We start from the raw sequence: 20,938 nt of genomic DNA on the forward strand, positions 1-20,938 counted from the left end.
AAATCCTCATAGAAGTGTGGCGATACCTCTATAAGGATTTTTCTTTATACAATCAAACATTTCAGCAATGATACTTTAATAGAAAGAGGGATTACTTAACAACATTGAAATCGATCACTTGTGGGATTTGAGATAAATCATTGTGAGATAAGTAATCTATTAACAATTGAGCACCTTCGATTTGAATATCTTTTATCACAGGTTTGTTAACATACATATCATAATTCCCACCACCAACAGCTCTATAATTATTTACGCATATTGTATATATTTGATCACTTTGTAGTGGTGCATCATTAATTTGCAAATCACTAACACGTTCACCGTAAGGATGACCAACATGAATTGTATATTGGATACCTGCAAATATGTCATAGTTGAAATGCTGAGGTTTAGGTTCTAGAAACTCTTTATTAACTGTGATTTTATGGTTAACAATGTCAAAATAACTTGCGCTTCGTTCAATTGCAAGTTTAATATCTTTTCCACTAAGTTCTATCACTTTAAAAGTATTAGGAAAAGGATAATTATTGATGATATCACGCATGGTTACTTTCTCATCAAAGCCATTTGCGGAATCAAATAGTGCTGTACATGCAATATCTGCACCACTTTTTTCTAGTAAAATATAATTAAGAAGGTTAACAAATGCATGCGGTGATTTTCTTGCCTCAAATGAATTGTTTATTCTCATAGCGTAGGGGAGTTCTGCGATTTGAGTATCAAGCCAATCTTCTAATTGATTACGTAAAACGATATCTTCGTCATTCGGCTTAAAGGAGGTATTGTTATGAACATTCATTAATTTACATTCTTTAATTAATACTTTTTTATCATGCGTATATTCAATAACTATTTTTCCAACTTTTGTACCTTTTGAACCTGGTTGAATGATGGCTGTTTGGTTCTTGATTGTCGCAATATCACGATGTTGATGGCCGGTTATCAACACATCGATACTATCGCTAAACTGACTTAGAATATCATACCCTTCGTTTTCCCCAGTAAGCGCCTCTGTCGGGATGCCACTATCTAAATCACGTTCAAAGCCACCATGATAACTTACTACTACAATATCACTCTTTTCCCTAAGTGTAGGTAACTCAGATTTTAATGTGTGGAAAGCACTGTTAAAAGTGAGTGTCTTAATGTAATCAGGTTGTTCCCAGTGAGGGATATATTGAGTGGTTAATCCAATAGTTCCTATAGTTAAACCATTTACTTTAAAATAATGAATACCTTGGCCAGTGAATGGCTGTGTATTTTCAATTATATTTGCACACAAAACTGGGTAATGAAGTTGATTGATGGCCTGTTTTAGATAAGGTAAATCATAATTAAATTCATGATTGCCAACAGTTCCAAAATCAAACCCTAAACGATTATATATTGATGTTAATGGGAGACTACTCTTTAATTTAGATACTAAGTAGTTACATAATGGAGAACCTTGTAAGAAGTCTCCATTATCAATCTTTACACTGTCGTCATAGTGCACGCAGTCTTGCTCGATAAGATGATTGGCTTTTAACAACCCCATGGGTAAATCTTTTCCTCTTGATGAAAAATCTGTTGGGAATATAAAACCGTGGACATCACTAAGGATATAGAAAGCAATTTGAGACATTGAATTAACCTCCTCAAGTACGGGGAAGAGACATAGTTCTGTGATATATAAATTAAAAACAATGTCTCACTTTTCAACACTAAGTTATTATCGGTGTTAAAAATTTTCATTCATTTTTTGAGTTAATAGAATTTTTTTCCCTTGTTTAACACGAATATTAGCATCTTTAATTTCATCTGTCACTCTAGCTGTGAGTGTGATTGAGGCTTCACCCGCTCCAGTTGTTTTAATTGATTGGCTAGGACTATAGCCGGGAGTATTGAATTGGTTACGGTTAGAAGAAAAGCTACCGATTTGCTTACCTCCATCTTTATAAAGTCCAACTCTTACATCGTTAATTGTGCTATTAGGCTCATATCCCGTGAGTTTGATTGTAAATTGAAATGGATGATGCGGTTGGATATTTTGAGGTAAAGTTAATTCAACTTTGCCATTTTGTTTTTGATGAGAAGAGCTATTGTCATCTACTCCATCGTCTGCCCCCTGTTGATCACTTCCATAACTCCCTTTTTTAAATGTTGAACGATCATACCATTTGTAACCTTCTATTGGGTTAGTCCACGGTTCTTTTTGAGGTTCAATTGAATTCTCAGGTTGCTCAAAGTTAAGTAACGGTGTTTTATGATCAAGTTTAATACGCATGTCTTTCATAGAAGATTGAGATTCTTTTTTGCCTAGCCATGTTGTTAAATTATTTAATAACTTTCCATTATCTTGTTCTTTAAAACCATCGTACGTTTTTTTAGGTTTCCCATTATCTTCACGAAGATATTTAGGTGAACGATCTTCTACGAGAGAGCTATCACCAATAAATGCAGCTTTTCCTTTACCAATTTTTGAAATGGCTACATAAGGTCCTTCGTTGATGCCACCACCATTGTAAATACCTTGATCAACTGCGTGAGACCATTTTTGACTATGTGTTAAATGTTCGGGCATATAAATAATGCCTTTAGCTTTATTAGGATTAGTTATTGCTAATGTTGAACCTGAGTGCATTGAAACTGAGTGTACACCTTTAGTAATACCAAAGCTATCTTTGCTTGAAACGATATTTTGAGTATTGATATCTCCAAGTGCATTATATCTAAAACGAACACCGAAGTTTTGTGAGAGCCAATCAGAACTCTTAACGTTATGCATAACGTTAGAATTTTTTTCTTCATTATTCATATCTTTAGTCATATTTTGGTATGCGCCACGTCGATAACCATTCATTGATTCTGAAGAATCAATACGGTTTAAATTACGATCGGCATTATAGTGGTCTGAGATGAAAATGACGCTACCACCATTTTTAACAAAATTAATGATTGCTTTCTGCTCATTTTCTTTAAATGGATTGTTAGCTTCGGGAATAACTAATACATGCGCCTGCTGTAAAGATTGATCAGAAATGTTTGATTCTCCTTCTAGTTCTTTAACTTGGTAACCTTGCTTTCTCATTGAATCTGCATAATCTGAGAAAGCGCCATCAATCACCCAATCGGCAGCGCCCGCAGTTTGAGCGTGAGAATTATCAAAAAGTACTGTTTGTTGTGTCTGATTTGTAGCAGTAGATTCTGTTGATGCAAATGTTGATGGAATCACAGTCACAGAAAGAACAGATGTAACTAGTATAGAACTTAAAGTTTTAAATATTTTCATCTCTATGATTACTCCTTATATAAAAGATGGAATTTTTAAAAAGTATAGTATAAAAGTATAGCGTATTGTGCTTGCTTAACAGATTTTTTACAATTTCTTACGATTTATTATAAAAAATTTATAATTTTAATTAAAATTAAATGCCCATCACTTATAAGATATGCTAATCTATAAATATAGTTTCAAAAATATACATATTACACCAATATTGATATGAAGGGGACAGTAAGTAGAATGAAAAATCTTAAGTTTTTAGTGGTGCTTGTTTTATCGGTGGTTATTTTTGCAGCAGCCTGTGGGAATTCAAGTTCTTTGAATAATAATAAAAGTTCTGATAGCGGATCAGATTCAAAATCAGGTAGTTATACACCTAAAGAATTAACAGTACAATTTGTACCATCTCAAAATGCTGATACACTTGAAGCTAAGGCAAAACCGTTAGAAAAATTGTTGTCAGATAAATTAGGGATTCCGGTTAAAGTATCAGTTTCAACAAACTACAACACGATAGTTGAAGCGATGAAATCTAAGAAAGTGGATGTTGGTTTCTTGCCACCAACTGCATATACTTTAGCACACGATCAAAAGGCAGCGGATTTATTATTAAAGGCAGAACGTTACGACGTTAATGAAGATGGATCTCCAAGTAAAAAGTTAGTTGATGATTATAAATCAGAAATCCTTGTTAAAAAGGACTCTGGTATTAATAGTCTCAAAGATTTAAAAGGTAAAAAAATAGCATTACAAGATGTAACTTCTACAGCAGGATATACATTCCCTCTAGTAACATTAAACAAAGAAGCTGGTATTGATGCAACAAAAGATATGAAGATAGTCAATGTTAAAGGACACGACCAAGCAGTTATTTCATTGTTAAATGGAGATGTGGATGCAGCAGCTGTATTTAATGATGCACGTACAGTTGTAAAAAAAGATCAACCAAATGTATTTAAAGATACTAAAATATTAAAACTCACTAAACCTATTCCTAATGATACGATTTCAGTACGTCCTGATATGGATAAAAAATTCCAAGATAAATTGAAAAAAGCTTTTAAAGAAATTTCTAAAACTAAAAAAGGTCATAAAATCATTAGCGAGGTATACTCTCATGAAGGTTATGTTGATACTAAAGATTCAGACTTTGATATCGTTAGACAATATGAAAAAGCTGTTCATGATATGAAATAAATTGAATGAATTATAAAAAGAAAAGCTAAGGGATTAAACGTGAAGGTTTGTAGACCTCTTGCGGTTTGAGTCTCATAGCTTTTCTTTATAAAAGAAGGGTGTTTGTTGATGAGTCAAATCGAGTTTAAGAATGTTAGTAAAGTGTATCCAAATGGCCATGTGGGATTAAAAGATATTAACTTAAATATAGAAAAAGGTGATTTTGCAGTTATTGTTGGATTGTCTGGAGCAGGTAAATCAACATTACTACGATCGGTTAATCGGCTACATGATATTTCCAAAGGTGAAATTACTATCGAAGGTCAATCAATAACTAAAGCACGCGGTAAAAAATTATTAGAAATGCGTCGAAGTATAGGGATGATTTTTCAACATTTTAACTTAGTTAAGCGTTCAACAGTGCTTAGAAATGTTTTGAGTGGTAGGGTAGGATACCACCCTACTTGGAAAATGATACTTGGTCTTTTTCCTAAGGAAGATAAAGTCAAGGCAATGAATGCTTTAGAACGTGTCAACATTTTAGATAAATATGACCAACGCTCTGACCAGTTGTCAGGTGGTCAACAACAACGTATATCAATAGCTAGAGCGTTATGTCAGGAACCAACCATTATATTAGCAGATGAACCAGTTGCTTCATTAGATCCATTAACTACAAAACAAGTGATGGATGACTTAAAGAAAATCAATGAAGAACTAGGTATTACTATTTTGATTAATTTACACTTTGTAGATTTAGCAAAGGAATACGGCTCGAGAATAATTGGTTTAAGAGCGGGAGAGCTCGTTTATGATGGTCCCGCGTCTGAGGCAAATGATGAAGTATTTAATCATATATACGGTCGCTCAATTAAGGACGATGAAAAATTAGGGGTGGAATAAAGTGACGACACCAACAACGCATAAATATAATCGCTATTTAAATAAACGGATGTCTCTTAAAACTAGCTTTTCAATTATTTTAATCACGGGTTTGATTATTTGGAGTTTTATTTATACTGGTTTTAGCATTGGAGATTTAATGATAGGTCTTCCACAAATTGGCGTATTCTTCAAACAAATGATACCACCAGATTGGGGTTACCTAGATCATATTACACAACCAATGCTAGACACGATTCGTATGGCAATTGTCGGTACTTTTCTAGGAAGTATTGTCTCCATTCCAATAGCGCTACTATGTGCGAGTAATATTGTTCAAACTAAATGGATTGCGATACCATCACGTTTTGTTCTTAATATTGTACGCACAATACCTGATTTATTATTAGCTGCCGTATTTGTAGCCATATTTGGTATTGGACAAATTCCGGGTGTATTAGCACTTTTTGTTCTAACAATATGTATCATTGGTAAATTATTATATGAATCATTAGAAACAATTGATCCAGGACCTATGGAAGCTATGACAGCTGTAGGGGCTAATAAAGTGAAATGGATTGCATTTGGCGTTGTTCCTCAAGCACTTTCATCATTTATGTCATATGTGCTATTTGCTTTTGAAATTAACATTCGGGCATCAGCAGTTTTAGGTCTTGTTGGCGCAGGTGGTATTGGGTTGTTCTACGATCAAACGTTAGGATTATTTCAATATAAGAAGACAGCAATGATTATCCTGTTCACTCTAATCATTGTAGTTATTATTGACTATGTGAGTTCGAAAGTGAGGGAAAGATTAGCATGAATACGTTGGATAGTAAATATGAATTAAAATCAAAAAAACATCGTCAACGAATAATTAAAAATTGGATTATAGTCATTGTTGTTGCAGCTATAATTATATGGGCGTTTGCAGGGATTCCAGGCCTTGAACTTAAAAGTAAGTCTATTGAAATATTAAAGTCTATCTTTTACGGATTATTTCATCCAGATTTAAGTTACATATATATACCTGATGGTGAAGACTTACTTAGAGGTTTGCTGGAAACTTTTGCTATTGCAGTAATTGGCACGTTCATTGCATCAATTATATGTATTCCTTTTGCATTTTTAGGCGCTAAAAATATGATGAAATTACGACCAGTTACGGGTATAAGTAAATTCATATTAAGCATTATACGTGTGTTTCCTGAAATTGTAATGGCGTTAATATTTATTAAAGCTGTTGGACCGGGTTCGTTTTCAGGTGTACTTGCACTGGGGATTCATTCAGTCGGTATGTTAGGGAAACTTTTTGTTGAAGATATTGAAAGTTTAGATTTTAGCGCTGTAGAATCTTTAAAAGCGAGTGGAGCAAATAAAATGAAGACGTTAATGTTTGCTGTAATACCACAAATTTTACCATCGTTTATTTCACTTATTTTATATCGATTTGAATTGAATTTACGTTCAGCCTCCATTTTAGGATTAATCGGCGCAGGTGGCATAGGTACACCATTAATTTTTGCTTTACAAACACGATCTTGGGACCGAGTTGGCATGATTCTAATTGGTTTGATTGCGATGGTCGCTTTAGTTGATTTAATATCTGGCGCGGTTCGTAAACGTATCGTTTAGTGCATTTATGGTGAAAGGATATGATTATTGTCTAAAGCATTAATTGTTTTCATTTATTGGAATAAAAATTTTAATTTAAGACATACGTCATATTCATCATTTTAATTTTCGGTAGGAATGTATTCATGTTATAATTCTAAAATATAATGAAATTATTTAGAAAAATATTTTGTTGATAGCGTGTAATTATTTATAATAGAAATATAATGACATGTTCGTAATTAAAAATTGATCAAACACTTACATCACGAATTAGACAACTTGAGGCTTATATCATGAAACAATTTTTAAATATCACTCAACGTAAATTTATCGAATGGTTGATTATCTTATCCATTTTTATGATTAGCATTCCTAATAAATGGACATTAATGATATCTATCGCTTTATCTTTATTACTTCTTAAAAGAGGGGCACTAGGTGTCGTTCAATTAATCATACTCTATATGCTCAGATCGCAGATATATACTCCCTTTGACACACTAGAGATGACGTATTACATAGTAAGTATGAAATATATCTTGACTTATGTCATTGGGGTATTTTTTCTATTTAAATATGTAAAAAATTGGATAAGAAATGAAATGATATTAAGGTTTATCAAATCTACTATGATTATTATGCTACTTTATATCATAATGAGTTTAGTTGTATCTAACGATCCGATAGAATCTATTCTTAAATTACTTAACTTCTTTATACCGCTAATTTTGATTGTTATGTATGTTAGTTTAATAAAAAAGATAAAAAATCTTATTAACTGGATTAATCAATTTATCACGCTAATGATTGCCTTTACTTTTTTACTTATAGTTATAGCGCCAAAATCATATTTAATTGATGGGGAATCACTTCGAAGTGTTTTCAAAGATGAACATTCATTCGCAATTATTCTTGCTATGGGACTAGTTTTATATATGGTAACAAAAATCAAACAACAAGATTATGATGTATTCAATTTATTATTGTTAAATATTGGAATGATAGAGCTCTATTTATCAAATTCTCGTCATATTTTTATATCTGTTATTTTATGTCTAATGCTTCTATTACCGTTATCTCACATGAAAAAGAGAATTAAACATCCCATAATTGGTGCTATGATACTAATGACAATTGCTATAATCAATCAACCATACATTTATCACCTTTTTATTAAACTAATCTTAAAAGGGAAGAATAGCCAGGAAGTCTTTATGCCGAGTGATATGAATATTAAAGCTATTGATTATGCGCTAACTGAGCATCCTTTTTTAGGAAGCGGTTTTGGTATACCGATGATAAAAGCGAGTTCAGAAATACAATACTTTAATGTAGAAACGAGTAATATCATCTTCGGTATGATTATCTTTACTGGAATAATAGGACTTACTTTATGTACGATATACATGCTTCATATGGTACTTTTAGTTACTTTTCCAATGAGTATAACTATTTTATTATTTTTAATCACTATCTTTGTTAATATGAATCATATTATTTTATTTGATTCCATGGGGCTAGGCATATTGTGTTATATATTTTGGGGAATATATTTAAAAGAAGGTATGTATCAATACAACAACGGACAATGGTAAATAATATTTTGTCTAAAGAAATTCATTAATCAATAATTTTAAAACTAACTTTATTTAAAGTTAGTTTTTTATTCGTTACCAACAAGATAAGAAAATACAACGTAATTTTATAAAACCACTCATTTATGAAAATGAAGAACAATTACAACAAAAATTAGAAGCAGTTACATTTCCTGGGCAATATGGAGATAAAGTAAAACCTATTCATTGTCGCGTTAGTATTCATTTTGATGGTTCTTATCAATTTAATGGAAATGAATCTATTGAAGTATCAGGACGATTTGGGGAATCATACCAACCCCTCATTACATGGAGTCAAAATATCATCGCTGATGCCAATAAGGTGAATCAAATATGGCCAAAATTTAAAGTTGAAGGTGATGCTAAAATCCAATATACATTGAGATTGACGCCTGTTTATTCAACTGATCAACCAGTAGAAAAGCTAATATATGAACAAGACGATTTAGACGCTCCCATAGAACTACCTGCTCGTCCTTATCAAACATATGTGAGTGTATCAATCAAAGCTAAAGGTAAAGGAACATTATTTATAGGTGCTATTCATAAACGTTGGTCACGCTTGGAATTAGGGCAGTTCATATTAGGCGGAAAACGATATAGTGATGAAAATAAGCAAGAATTTATACATTACTTTCATCCTGGAGATTTAAAACCACCACTCAATGTATATTTTAGTGGGTATCGTACTGCTGAGGGCTTTGAAGGGTACTTTATGATGAAACGCATGAATGCTCCATTTATTTTAATAGCTGATCCTAGAATCGAAGGTGGTGCCTTTTACCTAGGGTCAGAGAATTATGAACAGGCAATCCGTAAGGTCATCCAAAATGCTTTGGATTATTTGGGATTTGCGAACAACCAATTAATTCTTTCAGGGGTATCAATGGGATCATTTGGCGCACTTTATTACGCTACAAAATTAAATCCAGCGGCTGTTATTGTAGGAAAACCTTTGATAAATCTAGGTACTATTGCTAATAATATGAAACTCGTTCGTCCAAACGATTTTGGAACGTCACTTGATATTTTGCGATTGAATCAAAATGACATAACTAACAAAGATGTTGTTCAGTTAGATAATCATTTTTGGAAGCAAATTCAGCATAGTGATTTGTCAATGACAACATTTGCGATTGCTTACATGGAGCATGATGATTATGACAAATATGCATTTCAAGATTTATTGCCTGTTCTTACAAAACAACATGCACGTGTGATAAGTAAAAGAATTCCTGGTAGACATAACGATGATTCTGCTACTGTTACTCATTGGTTTATTAATTTTTATCATTTAATCATGGAAGAGCGATTTGGGAGGGTGACACATGCAAAAAGATAGGAAATTTGAAGTCAAATGGCGACTAGTTAATTCATCAACGTTTATGTATGGTACAAAATTACGTTTTAATCAAGATAATATCTATTTTGAGAACCCTTTGATGCCATCCGGTACAATCATTCACAGTTGCTATATGTTAACTGATTTTGCAGAAGACCGTGTAAGCCCTAAGCTACCTATTTTAAAAAAAGGGCACCAATATCAATTTCAATTTAATTTTGAAGTTGAACCTAAGGGTGTGGCTTATTTTAAAATGAAATTTTATCGTAAGAATAAAGAAATTCTTAGTCATCAAATTTTAAAAAATAAAAAAGAAAATATTGTCTATCCTAGAGAAGCATATTCATATGATTTAGAACTTATTAATGCTGGCATGAATCATTTATCTTTTCGCAATATAATTGTGCAAGAATTAAGAGAAGATAGTAATCAAGCTTACGAGGCAACGAAATATATAGATCCTGAGAAAAAACTTAAAGTAATTAATCAAATCATAACCAATATAAGGACACATCATCTAGACATATCAAACTATCACAGGAGTGATATGAATGGCTAAAGGTGTCAACCAAATTATTAATAATATTAGGTTAAGAAAATTGCGTAAAATATTAAATCAAATTAATGCGTTGAGTGAGGAATTCTCAAATTTTAGTGATGAAGCACTTCAAGCGAAGACAAAAGAATTTAAAGTTTATTTAAATGATAATAAATCTTCACTCAATCACATTCTGCCACAAGCTTATGCCACAGTTAGAGAAGTTTCCAAGCGAGTTTTAGGTATGTATCCAAAAGATGTGCAGATTTTAGGAGCAATCGCTATGCATCAGGGGAATGTTGCAGAAATGCAAACAGGAGAAGGTAAGACGCTTACAGCTACCATGCCTCTGTACTTAAATGCACTTACAGGTAAAGGTGCTTATCTAATCACAACAAATGATTACTTAGCAAAACGCGATTTTTTAGAAATGAAACCACTATATGAATGGCTAGGCTTGTCTGTATCATTAGGATTTGTGGACATTCCAGAATACGAATACGCTGAAAATGAAAAATATGAACTGTACCACCATGACATTGTTTACACGACTAATGGGCGATTAGGATTTGATTATTTAATTGATAATTTAGCTGATGATATTCGTGCCAAATTTTTACCGAAATTAAACTTTGCTATTATTGATGAAGTCGATTCTATTATATTAGATGCTGCCCAAACGCCTTTAGTTATTTCTGGTGCGCCACGTGAACAATCTAATTTATTTCACATCGTTAAAACGTTTGTTGAAACACTTGAGAAAGATAAAGACTTCATAGTTAATTTTAATAAAAAAGAAGTGTGGCTCACTGATGAGGGCTCGGAAAAAGCAAACCATTATTTCAAAGTGAATAATATATACCAACAGCAATATTTTGATTTAGTGAGGATGATTCATTTATCGCTTAGAGCTAAGTATTTATTCAAATATAATTTAGACTATTTTATTTTTGATGGTGAGATTGTGCTTATAGATAGAATCACTGGTCGTATGCTACCTGGAACGAAGCTTCAGTCTGGTTTACATCAAGCTATAGAGGCTCTGGAAAATGTTGAAATTTCTCAAGATATGAGTGTGATGGCAACCATAACATTCCAAAATTTATTTAAACAATTTGATGAATTTTCAGGTATGACTGGAACAGGTAAATTAGGGGAAAAAGAATTCTTTGATTTATATTCAAAAGTTGTTATAGAGATTCCGACGCACAGTCCGATTGAACGTGATGATAGACCCGATAGAGTATTTGCTAATGGTGACAAAAAGAACGATGCAATTTTAAAGACAGTGATTGATATACATGAATCTCAACAACCTGTGTTACTAATTACACGTACTGCAGAAGCGGCAGAATATTTTTCAGCTGAGTTATTTAAACGTGATATACCTAACAATTTATTAATCGCTCAAAATGTAGCTAAAGAGGCACAAATGATTGCTGAGGCGGGACAATTATCTGCAGTTACTGTTGCTACAAGTATGGCAGGGCGTGGAACTGATATAAAGTTATCAAAAGAAGTTTATGATATCGGTGGCTTAGCAGTGATAATTAATGAACATATGGATAACAGTCGTGTTGACCGTCAATTAAGAGGGCGCTCAGGTCGCCAAGGAGATCCTGGATATTCACAGATTTTTGTATCACTTGATGATGATTTAGTAAAACGTTGGAGTAACTCTAACTTGGCAGAAAATAAAAATCTCCAAACGATGGATGCATCTAAACTAGAAAGTAGTGCACTCTTTAAAAAACGTGTAAAGTCAATTGTTAATAAAGCGCAACGTGTATCTGAAGAGACTGCTATGAAAAATAGAGAAATGGCAAATGAATTCGAAAAAAGTATTAGTGTTCAACGAGATAAAATTTATGCTGAACGTAATCACATACTTGAAGCAAGCGATTTTGATGATTTTAATTTTGAACAGCTTGCACGAGATGTGTTTACAAAAGACGTTAAAAATCTTGGCTTAAGTAGGGAACGTGCACTTGTGAATTATATATACGAAAACTTAAGTTTTATCTTTGATGAAGATGTATCAAATATTAATATGCAAAATGATGAAGAAATCATACAATTCTTAATACAACAATTTACTCAACAATTTAACAATCGTTTAGAAATTGCGACGGATTCATATTTAAAACTTCGTTTCATTCAAAAATCAATTTTGAAAGCGATAGATAGCGAATGGATTGAGCAAGTGGATAACTTACAACAACTTAAAGCCAGTGTAAACAATCGACAAAATGGACAGCGTAATGTCATTTTTGAATATCACAAAGTGGCTCTTGAAACGTATGAATATATGTCTGAAGATATAAAAAGGAAGATGGTTAGAAATTTATGTTTAAGTATTCTAACCTTTGATAAGGACGGAGATATGGTCATTCATTTCCCATAAACAAAGAGGTGTTAGACATGACGATTTATAATATCAATTTTGGAATCGGTTGGGCCAGTAGTGGTGTTGAATATGCACAAGTGTATCGAGCAAAACTATTAAGGCAATTACCTTATCCAACAAAATTTATATTTTTAGATTTTATTCAATCAGAAAATATTCAAACACTAACAAGCAACATAGGTTTTAAAGATGATGAAGTTATTTGGCTATATCAATACTTCACAGACGTAAAAATCGCGCCTACAACGTACACAGTTGATGATTTAATTTCAGAGTTAGGTAATGAGGTTACTCGAAAAGAACAAAACGGTAAAGTATTACGACTCTATTTAAATAATCAGCAAACATTCGTAACCTGCTATTTAAAAAATGCTGACGAACATTACGTTGATCGTGCGGAGTTTGTGGTGAATGGAATGTTAGTTAGGAAAGATTTTTATAGCTATGTAAGAACATTCTCGGAGTATTATGCTCCTTTTGACAATAAAGCTAAAATATATATGCGTCAATTTTATAATGAAGATGGATCAATTGCATACCGCGAATATATAGATGAAGATGAACATGTTTTTGTGTTTGATGATGCACGTTTATACAGTAAACAAGCACTCGTCGCATACTTTATACGCCAATTGCGATTGGATTCAGATGATATCATTATTATTGATCGAGCAACTGATGTGGGACAAGCCATATTAGAAAACAAGGGGTCCAGTAAAGTTGGCGTAGTCGTTCACGCTGAACATTTCAGTGAAGGTGCGACTGATGGGACTCACATTTTATGGAATAATTATTATGAGTATCAATTCGAAAATGCACAGTATATTGATTTCTTTATCACAGCGACAGATTTGCAAAGGCATACACTAAGTGAACAATTTAAACAATATAAGAATGATTGCCCACGTATACGTACAATTCCAGTAGGTAGTATAGAATCGTTACAATATCCTGAAAAAGAAAGAAAACCATATTCCATCATAACCGCATCACGTCTTGCTACCGAAAAACATGTTGATTGGATAGTGGAAGCTGTGATTAAAGCTAAACATCAGTTACCTCAATTGAGTTTTGATATCTACGGACAAGGAGAAGAACAAGAAAAAATTAAAAATATTATTATCAAACATCGTGCTGAGGATTACATACAAATTAAAGGACATAGAAATCTTCGTACAATATATCAGCAATATGAATTATTCATAGCTGCCTCACAAAGTGAAGGATTCGGACTGACATTAATGGAAGCGGTTGGCTCAGGTTTAGGTATGATTGGATTTGATGTGAATTATGGCAGTCCGACATTTATACGACATCATCAAAATGGCTATTTGATACCGATAGATTTTGAACAAGCGTCTACTGATGATATCACAACGCAAATCGCTCATATGATTATTCGATATTTTAAAGATGGTCCCATAAGGGCACATGAGGTATCGTATAACATTGCCGAATCATTTAAAACATCGCATATTGTTGATCTATGGAGACAACTCATTGAAGAGGTGCTATATGATTAATTTATTCGAAAGTTATAATCAAGAAACACAGGAATTACATCACTCTCTTAAGCATGCTGGTTACAATCACTTTACGATTGTAATTAATGATGATGGTTTTTTACCTGATGATGTGACATCGCCGTATCGTTTTTTCGCAGCATATCAAATTTATGAAGATGATACCCCTGCTTTTTTTAATGATATTGATACGCCTCCTTTTTGGGAAATTAAAGGAGATGCGACAATGGCTACCATTACAGATATGGGTGAGCTTAGAGGTAAAATCTTTTATAAGGAACATTATAAGACACGGGTAGTTAGCCATGTAGAGTGGCTTGATTCAAAACAGCGTTTGCGTTCGGTTGATTATTATACAAAAGAAGGATTTAAATTTGCTGAAACAGTTTACGATTTGTTAGGTAATGCAATATTAAAAAAGTATATGACACGTGAAGGTAAAGAAGTGATTTATGAGAATTATGTAACTAACGATGTAGTTGTAGAATATGAAGGGAAATCTTATTTTTTTGAGTCATATACAGAGTGGATTAAATTTTACTTGAGTGAAATGGGCGTTGAGATAAAAGAAGTTATATTTAATACTTTATCAACACCATTTTTAGCAATTTATCATTTACCGACATTGAAAAAAGGTATTTTATTTTGGCAAGAGCAATCTCATGGTTATATCCCAGGAAATATGAAAGTCATGTTATCACAAAACCTTCAAAGTCGCTTTGCCGTTATTGTTCCTAATCAAAATGAATATAAATTAATCAAAGAACAACTATCTAGAGAGGAACAACAGAAAGTATATGCATCTGGTTACTTATATGACATGTATAAACGGAATCATTATTCTAAGAATGTATTAACATTAACAAATTCAGATCAAATACCACATGTTGAAACGTTGATACGTTTGCATAAAGATTATCAATTTCACATAGGCGCTAAAACTGAGATGTCTTCAAAATTATTAAGTTTATCGCAATATGAAAATGTTAAATTATATCCAATAATTAAAGATCAAACAGTTCAAACCTTATATCAACTATGTGATATCTATTTAGATATTAATGAGGGGAATGAAATAGGGAATGCTGTAAGAAGCGCATATAATCATCAATTGTTAATTATGGGATATAAAGAGGTTGTTCATAATCAAGATTTCGTTGCAATAGAAAATCAGTTTCTTGTAAATGATATAAGTCAGTTGAGTAACGCTTTGAAGGAGATAGGGACTCATCGTGGTCAATTTGAAACACGTTTAGCACTACAACAACGTCATGCTAATGCTGTGTCGGTATCAACATTTAAATATGCATTAGTACAAGCATTAAGTGGTTAATCATTAGTATTTTTGTATCGAAACTTACAATATTGTAATTGTATTCCATATCACTTAAATGAATACTCAGAATGTGTTTATATTTAAATTGAGGTGATTGATTGTATGGAAAATTTTGATAAAAGCTATCATGATAAAACGGATGATATGTTAGGGGCTTTAAGTTATCTAAGTGTATTTTTTGCACCTGTATTGTTTCCATTAATCGTATGGATTGTTGGACAACCACCAGCATCTACGTATTCAAGAAATGCATTATTTAACCATATATTGAGTTGGGTGTGTTTGGCATTAGGACTTATATCATTTGCTGCTGGACTATCCTTGATTGATTCGACAAATGGAGTTGCTGTACTAGTGATAGGAGTAATTATTGGAGGTATTCTACTTATCGCTTCGCTTGTATTATTTATTATTAATATTGTGAAGGGTATCAAATTATTGATGCCTTAGTAAGACAGAATGAACAGAGTAATCAAGTTAATAATATGGAACCTGATACATCAATCATATGTACAGGTTCTTTTCTTATTTGATTGTAATTGAATGAACTGAGAGACTTATTTTGAATTCTTTATTATTGAAAAGGGAGTTAACACATTTGTTTTAGGGAGTGAGGATATGGAAACGGTATATTTTGCTGGTGGATGTCTCTGGGGAACTCAAGCTTTTTTTAATACGATTCCAGGAATTATTCAAACAGAAGCTGGAAGGGCAAATGGAACGTCGAAATGTTTAGATGCTCCTTATGATGGCTATGCCGAATGTGTGAAGATACACTTTGATCCTGCAAAAACTTCAATACATATGCTGCTGGATTATTTGTTTGAAATGATAAATCCTTATAGTTTAAATCAACAAGGTCAAGACAAGGGTCAAAAATATCGAACAGGCGTGTATAGTGAAAGTTCGAAGCATTTAAATGAAGCAAAAGACTACATTAAGCGCAGGGAAGACGCGAAACAAGTAATGGTCGAAGTACAACCTCTAAGTAATTATGTGAAGAGTGCAGAAGAACATCAGAATCATCTTGAGAAATTTCCGGAGGATTATTATTTATGTCATGTTCCTCCAGCATTGCTTAATAAATACAAGAAATAATCATTGTCGTATTCATCTAGACTGATGAATTGAATGCATTTTTTTCGTTGATAGATAACATAAAAGAAGCGGTAATTCCTTAATAAGATTAATAAGGAAATTACCGCTGTTACTTTATTTAATATATATTTATATGTTGAAGTACTTATTTTTTGCAAGAAAAAGTATCTAATAAGCTAAGTGTTGATAAACCTAATAAGTCTAAAGCATGTTGTGCACCTTTTTTACCATGCCCTGCTTCAAAATGTTTGTAAGCTGCAACACCAAGTACTGAAATTGCTGCAAGTGAGCCTAAGCGTGAAATATTTTTATTTAAAAAACTTGCAGCAAATAAACCAGCAGCTGCAGCTTCAACGCCACCTGCTAATTTAACTGAGTTTTCCGGTAAACCAAATGTATTAGTGAACGTATCAATCATACCTTGATCGCCTTTTAATTTAGGTTTACTTGCATCATATAATTCTTTAGCTAGTTTTAAATTTGTAGCATAACGTAAAATCATTAAAGATTCCTCCTATTTATCTGTAAACATGAATTCCTTCTAGACATCTCTTTTCCCTAAAATAAAAATTAAATGCACAATTTAACAGAAATGTTGTAATATATTAACGATTTAATCATAGGTTTGTTAAATATAGATATTAAAAGGTAAAGGTAATCTTAAATTGAAGTAATCTGAATGTCAATTTTTCAGCTCTCATGTGTCTATAAATAAATTAAATGTATACAAGTGTATTTATATTATTTTAATTTTTCGTCAATTTAAATATCTCTTTAGGAATTTGAAACAACCTGTCATAATAATCGTATTGAATAAAATTTAGAAAGGAGTATGGAAATCTATGGAAGAAAGTAAAAACTATAATCTCATTACGACAATCATGTTTATTTCAGGTATCATTGTAATGGCAAGTTTATATACGGCTCTACCTCTTACAGCAACTTTCGCAGAAGACTTTCATGTTCCTGAATCTATAGCAACTTTAAACGGTGTTTTATTCTCATTAACATATTCAATCAGTTGTCTATTTTATGGAACGATTTCTGAAAAGTATGGCAGAATTAAAACTATTTTAGTAGGTATGAGTGCATTAGTTATCATCTGTCTTATGATAGGCATTGTTCATTCATTTACAGTGTTATTAATATTAAGAGCACTACAAGGCGTATTTGCTGCATCATTTTCTCCTGTAGTCATGACTTATACAACTGAAACTTATCCACGTGTGAAACGTGTAACAGCAATTAGTTTTATCAGTACAAGTTTTATGTTATCAGGTGTGTTAGGGCAAAATATGAGTGAATTAGTGGTAAGTTATTTGAATTGGCAATGGGTATATTTTATTTTAACAATCCTATATTTAATTCTCGTATTAGTTATTTATAAAAATGTACCTGAGAGTCCTCATAAAAATCCTGATATACAACTCTTTAAGTTTTTCAATAACTTTAAAGATTTCAAAGACAATCTTAAAGTTTTCTACTGTTTATTTATTTCACTAACATTATTGATTATGTTTATAAGTATGTATGATATTTTAAATGAATATGTCACATCACACCAAGTTGGAGGAGACATGTCTGTGTCCTCAATGATGAAATTGTTCGGTGTGATAGGCATGCTATTATCTCTATTTGCAGGGCGTTTAAGCAGTCGTATAGGTATGAAGCGCTTGATAACTATCGCATTAACAACATGTATTGTGTCGATCATACTCATGGGTGTGACTACGAATATTATACTTATTACAACATTTAGTGTGTTGTTTGTTGCAGGCATCGCATTTGCGATTCCTACTGTTATTTCAAAAGTAGGTGTAGTTGTTAAAAACAATCAAGGTTTCTTTTTATCTGTTAATACATTTGTATTATTCTTAGGAACAGCGATTGCACCTATTTTAATGTTATTTGTAGGCGAACTGTCTAACTTTTTCTTACAGTTTTTAATGATTGCTATTGTCGGACTGATTGCTTTAGTTGTATCAATATTTATGCCAGGTGACCAACGTTCTTGAAAATAGCTTCAAATGATAAAAGCAATATTGGTTGTTAAAAGTTATAAATATTATTTTTAACTTTTAACTATATTGAAATGATTGATAAATATTAGACAATGCTAAGTCAAGTTATGTAACCTTAAGTTGATAGAACGATTAACGATAGGAGTGGATATAAAATGAATTATTCACCAAAACAAGGTGTTAAAAGTCATGGATTGCCACATGATCCGTTCAAAAGTAGCACAGTACCTAGACCTATAGGTTGGATTTCTACAGTATCTAAAAAAGGTAAAGATAACTTGGCGCCGTACAGTCAATATCAAAATCTTACATGGGATCCCCCAATGGTAATGTTTGCGGCTAATCAGTCAGTGCTTGGCGATCATGAAAGAAAAGATACAGTTAAAAATGCGGAAGAAACTGGTTGGTTTGTATGGAATATGGCAACATATGATTTGCGTGAAGCAGTGAATTTATCATCCAAAGCATTACCTCCAGAAGATGATGAATTTGATTTTGCTGGTGTGACGAAAGAATCGTGTATCGAAGCTCCTGGAAGTAGAGTAAAGGAATCACCTGTTCATTTTGAATGTGAATACGTTCAAACAGTAAGAATTCCCACTGGAGACCCTGTTTCAACTGTGGATATAGTCATCGGTCGTGTAGCACAAGTGCATATTGACGATAAAGTAATTATGGACAACGGAAAATTAGACATTAAGTCAATCAGACCTATAGCACGTCTCGGTTATTATGATTACACGGTTGTCGATGAAATATTTGAAATGAAAGCACCTGCAGCGTCGAAAGAAGAATTGGCTGGACTTGAAGGTCGAAATTTTGACAACACTAATAAAGAATCATGATACATCAAAAAGAATGAAATCATATTCATATTAAATTCGTCGTTCAGATTCATTAATGAGAACTAGAAATTTAAAAACTTGAAAAAGAGTATTTTAAATTTAACTGACAAAAGCCAATAGCTAAATATGCCTAGGACATTGATGTCCTAGGCTCTTTTAATATTTACAAAATTTTTTAATACTATGTTTTGTTATAGAGATGTTGGTATGTTTTACAGCTTTGAAAAAAGATCATACGTAGCCATTAACAAAGTGACCGATTAAACTTAAGAGTCCTACTAAAAAAAGGCATACACCGGGTATAAACATTTTTTCTTTAGCATCTATCGGTTTTGAATGATAGATAATTTGACTTAAAACGATAAGCACAACACCAATAATCATAGCGATGATTGATATGGTAAACATAAATAGTCCTCCTTCGGTGATGGGCAACTTTACATTTTATGAAGAAAAAATCTACTTACTTATACTATTCCCATTTTAACCTTTTTATAGTTGTTTTAAAGTAAAATTTTTTAAAAAGTATGAAATTGATTTAAAAAAAGATATTTTGTTTATGAAAAGTAAATTTAATGAGGGATTGAAAATGAAAACCAGTGATTGTGGAAGTATGAGAGTATATAAAAAGAGTAGAATAGAATTCAATTTGAATTCATTATTCTACTCTTTAATCGTGTATAGAATTATTTGCAAAGAGTTAGTTGTACGATTACAAGTTTTATTGAGCTGTAACGTCTATCTGAACGTCAATATTACCACGTGTTGCTTTTGAGTATGGACAGAATTGATGTGCTTGCTCCACAAATTTCTCAGCATCTTGTTGGGACATATTTTCAAGTGTGACTTTAATATCTGCGCCAAGTTTAAAACCATTGTCAGTATCATCTTTAAGTAATTCAATAGTGATTTCAACTTCTGGGTTTGCATCACTTATTTTATTTTGAGATAAGATTAATGATAGCGCGCTATTAAAGCATGCACTATATCCAGCAGCAAATAATTGTTCAGGATTAGTATCGTTGCCTCCTTGACCACCCATTTCCTTAGGTGTTGCAAGGTTTTGAACAAATGTATTATCTGGACTAAAAACGCGACCATCACGTCCACCATTTGAAATCATTGTAGTTGAGTAAATAGAATTTGCCATTATAAAAACTCCTTGTTTTTGAATTACACTTAACTTAATATATTATTTAAATAATTAAGTGTGTAAAGAAGTGTAATACCAAATTACTAATAATTACAAGAAATTTGTTTTTTAAATTT

Annotated in this window: 18 protein-coding genes and 1 pseudogene; 14 read left to right on the forward strand and 5 right to left on the reverse strand. The window is 32.3% G+C overall.

Translation table 11 applies throughout. The features are described 5' to 3' along the window. Window positions 1-91: 91 nt before the first annotated feature. Both HMPREF2663_RS11680 and HMPREF2663_RS11685 read right to left on the reverse strand, forming a co-directional pair. Entirely contained in the window at window positions 92-1,627 is a 1,536-nt protein-coding gene (locus HMPREF2663_RS11680; RefSeq protein ID WP_002490901.1) for a bifunctional metallophosphatase/5'-nucleotidase, read from the reverse strand. Between the two features lie 96 nt (window positions 1,628-1,723). Further along, a complete protein-coding gene (locus tag HMPREF2663_RS11685) occupies window positions 1,724-3,274 on the reverse strand; it encodes a motility-associated ABC transporter substrate-binding family protein (protein ID WP_070846512.1) in 1,551 nt (516 codons plus the stop codon). Between the two features lie 234 nt (window positions 3,275-3,508). On the opposite strand from HMPREF2663_RS11685, the gene HMPREF2663_RS11690 reads away from it, so the two are divergent. The 12 genes and pseudogenes from HMPREF2663_RS11690 (at window position 3,509) to HMPREF2663_RS11745 (ending at window position 16,803) form a co-directional block, all read left to right on the forward strand. After that, window positions 3,509-4,465, forward strand: a complete 957-nt coding sequence (locus tag HMPREF2663_RS11690) for a phosphate/phosphite/phosphonate ABC transporter substrate-binding protein (protein ID WP_070846514.1) — start codon at window positions 3,509-3,511, stop codon at window positions 4,463-4,465. Between the two features lie 108 nt (window positions 4,466-4,573). Further along, complete coding sequence (phnC, locus tag HMPREF2663_RS11695; RefSeq protein ID WP_070846516.1) at window positions 4,574-5,347, forward strand: phosphonate ABC transporter ATP-binding protein; 774 nt, start codon at window positions 4,574-4,576, stop codon at window positions 5,345-5,347. Window positions 5,348-5,396: 49 nt separating this feature from the next. Then, window positions 5,397-6,149 (forward strand): phosphonate ABC transporter, permease protein PhnE, encoded by a 753-nt coding sequence (gene phnE, locus HMPREF2663_RS11700; protein ID WP_162832815.1) that lies wholly within the window; start codon window positions 5,397-5,399, stop codon window positions 6,147-6,149. After that, window positions 6,146-6,961, forward strand: coding sequence for a phosphonate ABC transporter, permease protein PhnE (phnE, locus tag HMPREF2663_RS11705; RefSeq protein WP_002476085.1), 816 nt, complete (start codon window positions 6,146-6,148; stop codon window positions 6,959-6,961). Before phnE (HMPREF2663_RS11700) ends, phnE (HMPREF2663_RS11705) begins: the two co-directional genes overlap by 4 nt. 275 nt (window positions 6,962-7,236) lie before the next feature. Then, window positions 7,237-8,538: a hypothetical protein gene (locus HMPREF2663_RS11710; protein ID WP_070846518.1), complete on the forward strand. Its 1,302-nt coding sequence runs from the start codon at window positions 7,237-7,239 to the stop codon at window positions 8,536-8,538. Window positions 8,539-8,611: 73 nt separating this feature from the next. Continuing rightward, window positions 8,612-9,901 (forward strand): annotated as a pseudogene (gene asp2 / locus HMPREF2663_RS11715) (accessory Sec system protein Asp2); the annotation flags it as partial. After that, window positions 9,888-10,460 carry an accessory Sec system protein Asp3 gene (gene asp3, locus HMPREF2663_RS11720; protein ID WP_070846520.1) on the forward strand — a complete coding sequence of 191 codons (573 nt, stop codon included), beginning with the start codon at window positions 9,888-9,890 and terminating at the stop codon, window positions 10,458-10,460. The pseudogene asp2 and the gene asp3, both read left to right, overlap by 14 nt. After that, a complete protein-coding gene (gene secA2 / locus HMPREF2663_RS11725; RefSeq protein ID WP_070846522.1) occupies window positions 10,453-12,843 on the forward strand; it encodes an accessory Sec system translocase SecA2 in 2,391 nt (796 codons plus the stop codon). Before asp3 ends, secA2 begins: the two co-directional genes overlap by 8 nt. Before the next feature lie 17 nt (window positions 12,844-12,860). Then, entirely contained in the window at window positions 12,861-14,369 is a 1,509-nt protein-coding gene (gene gtfA / locus HMPREF2663_RS11730) for an accessory Sec system glycosyltransferase GtfA (RefSeq protein WP_070846524.1), read from the forward strand. Further along, on the forward strand, window positions 14,362-15,702 hold the full coding sequence (gene gtfB / locus HMPREF2663_RS11735; RefSeq protein ID WP_070846526.1) for an accessory Sec system glycosylation chaperone GtfB: 1,341 nt from the start codon (window positions 14,362-14,364) through the stop codon (window positions 15,700-15,702). Before gtfA ends, gtfB begins: the two co-directional genes overlap by 8 nt. Window positions 15,703-15,807: 105 nt before the next feature. Beyond that, complete coding sequence (locus HMPREF2663_RS11740; RefSeq protein WP_002446939.1) at window positions 15,808-16,155, forward strand: magnetosome magnetite crystal formation protein family; 348 nt, start codon at window positions 15,808-15,810, stop codon at window positions 16,153-16,155. A 168-nt stretch (window positions 16,156-16,323) separates the two neighbouring features. After that, window positions 16,324-16,803: a peptide-methionine (S)-S-oxide reductase gene (locus tag HMPREF2663_RS11745; protein WP_070846528.1), complete on the forward strand. Its 480-nt coding sequence runs from the start codon at window positions 16,324-16,326 to the stop codon at window positions 16,801-16,803. Between the two features lie 145 nt (window positions 16,804-16,948). On the opposite strand, the gene HMPREF2663_RS11750 is transcribed toward HMPREF2663_RS11745, so the two are convergent. Beyond that, on the reverse strand, window positions 16,949-17,305 hold the full coding sequence (locus tag HMPREF2663_RS11750) for a hypothetical protein (protein WP_002446941.1): 357 nt from the start codon (window positions 17,303-17,305) through the stop codon (window positions 16,949-16,951). 340 nt (window positions 17,306-17,645) lie between these two features. Here HMPREF2663_RS11750 and HMPREF2663_RS11755 point away from each other — a divergent pair, with 340 nt between their 5' ends. Next, window positions 17,646-18,818: an MFS transporter gene (locus HMPREF2663_RS11755; protein WP_002446942.1), complete on the forward strand. Its 1,173-nt coding sequence runs from the start codon at window positions 17,646-17,648 to the stop codon at window positions 18,816-18,818. A 161-nt stretch (window positions 18,819-18,979) separates the two neighbouring features. Beyond that, complete coding sequence (locus tag HMPREF2663_RS11760) at window positions 18,980-19,669, forward strand: flavin reductase family protein (protein WP_002446943.1); 690 nt, start codon at window positions 18,980-18,982, stop codon at window positions 19,667-19,669. Window positions 19,670-19,900: 231 nt separating this feature from the next. On the opposite strand, the gene HMPREF2663_RS11765 is transcribed toward HMPREF2663_RS11760, so the two are convergent. Together HMPREF2663_RS11765 and HMPREF2663_RS11770 are read right to left on the reverse strand one after the other, a co-directional pair. Next, window positions 19,901-20,077 carry a hypothetical protein gene (locus tag HMPREF2663_RS11765; RefSeq protein ID WP_001831885.1) on the reverse strand — a complete coding sequence of 59 codons (177 nt, stop codon included), beginning with the start codon at window positions 20,075-20,077 and terminating at the stop codon, window positions 19,901-19,903. A 313-nt stretch (window positions 20,078-20,390) separates the two neighbouring features. Then, on the reverse strand, window positions 20,391-20,819 hold the full coding sequence (locus tag HMPREF2663_RS11770; RefSeq protein ID WP_002446944.1) for an organic hydroperoxide resistance protein: 429 nt from the start codon (window positions 20,817-20,819) through the stop codon (window positions 20,391-20,393). Window positions 20,820-20,938 lie beyond the last annotated feature (119 nt).

It is taken from the genome of Staphylococcus sp. HMSC077D08 (assembly GCF_001837945.1).
Taxonomy (GTDB): domain Bacteria; phylum Bacillota; class Bacilli; order Staphylococcales; family Staphylococcaceae; genus Staphylococcus; species Staphylococcus epidermidis.

Excerpts from the sequence above, each read along its gene's own strand:
- HMPREF2663_RS11765 (WP_001831885.1), bottom strand. The coding sequence starts at position 20,077 with ATGTTTACCATATCAATCATCGCTATGATTATTGGTGTTGTGCTTATC.
- HMPREF2663_RS11690 (WP_070846514.1), top strand. The coding sequence starts at position 3,509 with ATGAAAAATCTTAAGTTTTTAGTGGTGCTTGTTTTATCGGTGGTTATT.
- HMPREF2663_RS11750 (WP_002446941.1), bottom strand. The coding sequence starts at position 17,305 with ATGATTTTACGTTATGCTACAAATTTAAAACTAGCTAAAGAATTATAT.
- phnE (WP_002476085.1), top strand. The coding sequence starts at position 6,146 with ATGAATACGTTGGATAGTAAATATGAATTAAAATCAAAAAAACATCGT.
- phnC (WP_070846516.1), top strand. The coding sequence starts at position 4,574 with ATGAGTCAAATCGAGTTTAAGAATGTTAGTAAAGTGTATCCAAATGGC.
- phnE (WP_162832815.1), top strand. The coding sequence starts at position 5,397 with ATGTCTCTTAAAACTAGCTTTTCAATTATTTTAATCACGGGTTTGATT.
- HMPREF2663_RS11685 (WP_070846512.1), bottom strand. The coding sequence starts at position 3,274 with ATGAAAATATTTAAAACTTTAAGTTCTATACTAGTTACATCTGTTCTT.
- gtfB (WP_070846526.1), top strand. The coding sequence starts at position 14,362 with ATGATTAATTTATTCGAAAGTTATAATCAAGAAACACAGGAATTACAT.
- gtfA (WP_070846524.1), top strand. The coding sequence starts at position 12,861 with ATGACGATTTATAATATCAATTTTGGAATCGGTTGGGCCAGTAGTGGT.
- HMPREF2663_RS11745 (WP_070846528.1), top strand. The coding sequence starts at position 16,324 with ATGGAAACGGTATATTTTGCTGGTGGATGTCTCTGGGGAACTCAAGCT.
- secA2 (WP_070846522.1), top strand. The coding sequence starts at position 10,453 with ATGGCTAAAGGTGTCAACCAAATTATTAATAATATTAGGTTAAGAAAA.
- HMPREF2663_RS11680 (WP_002490901.1), bottom strand. The coding sequence starts at position 1,627 with ATGTCTCAAATTGCTTTCTATATCCTTAGTGATGTCCACGGTTTTATA.
- asp3 (WP_070846520.1), top strand. The coding sequence starts at position 9,888 with ATGCAAAAAGATAGGAAATTTGAAGTCAAATGGCGACTAGTTAATTCA.
- HMPREF2663_RS11710 (WP_070846518.1), top strand. The coding sequence starts at position 7,237 with ATGAAACAATTTTTAAATATCACTCAACGTAAATTTATCGAATGGTTG.
- HMPREF2663_RS11755 (WP_002446942.1), top strand. The coding sequence starts at position 17,646 with ATGGAAGAAAGTAAAAACTATAATCTCATTACGACAATCATGTTTATT.
- HMPREF2663_RS11760 (WP_002446943.1), top strand. The coding sequence starts at position 18,980 with ATGAATTATTCACCAAAACAAGGTGTTAAAAGTCATGGATTGCCACAT.
- HMPREF2663_RS11770 (WP_002446944.1), bottom strand. The coding sequence starts at position 20,819 with ATGGCAAATTCTATTTACTCAACTACAATGATTTCAAATGGTGGACGT.
- HMPREF2663_RS11740 (WP_002446939.1), top strand. The coding sequence starts at position 15,808 with ATGGAAAATTTTGATAAAAGCTATCATGATAAAACGGATGATATGTTA.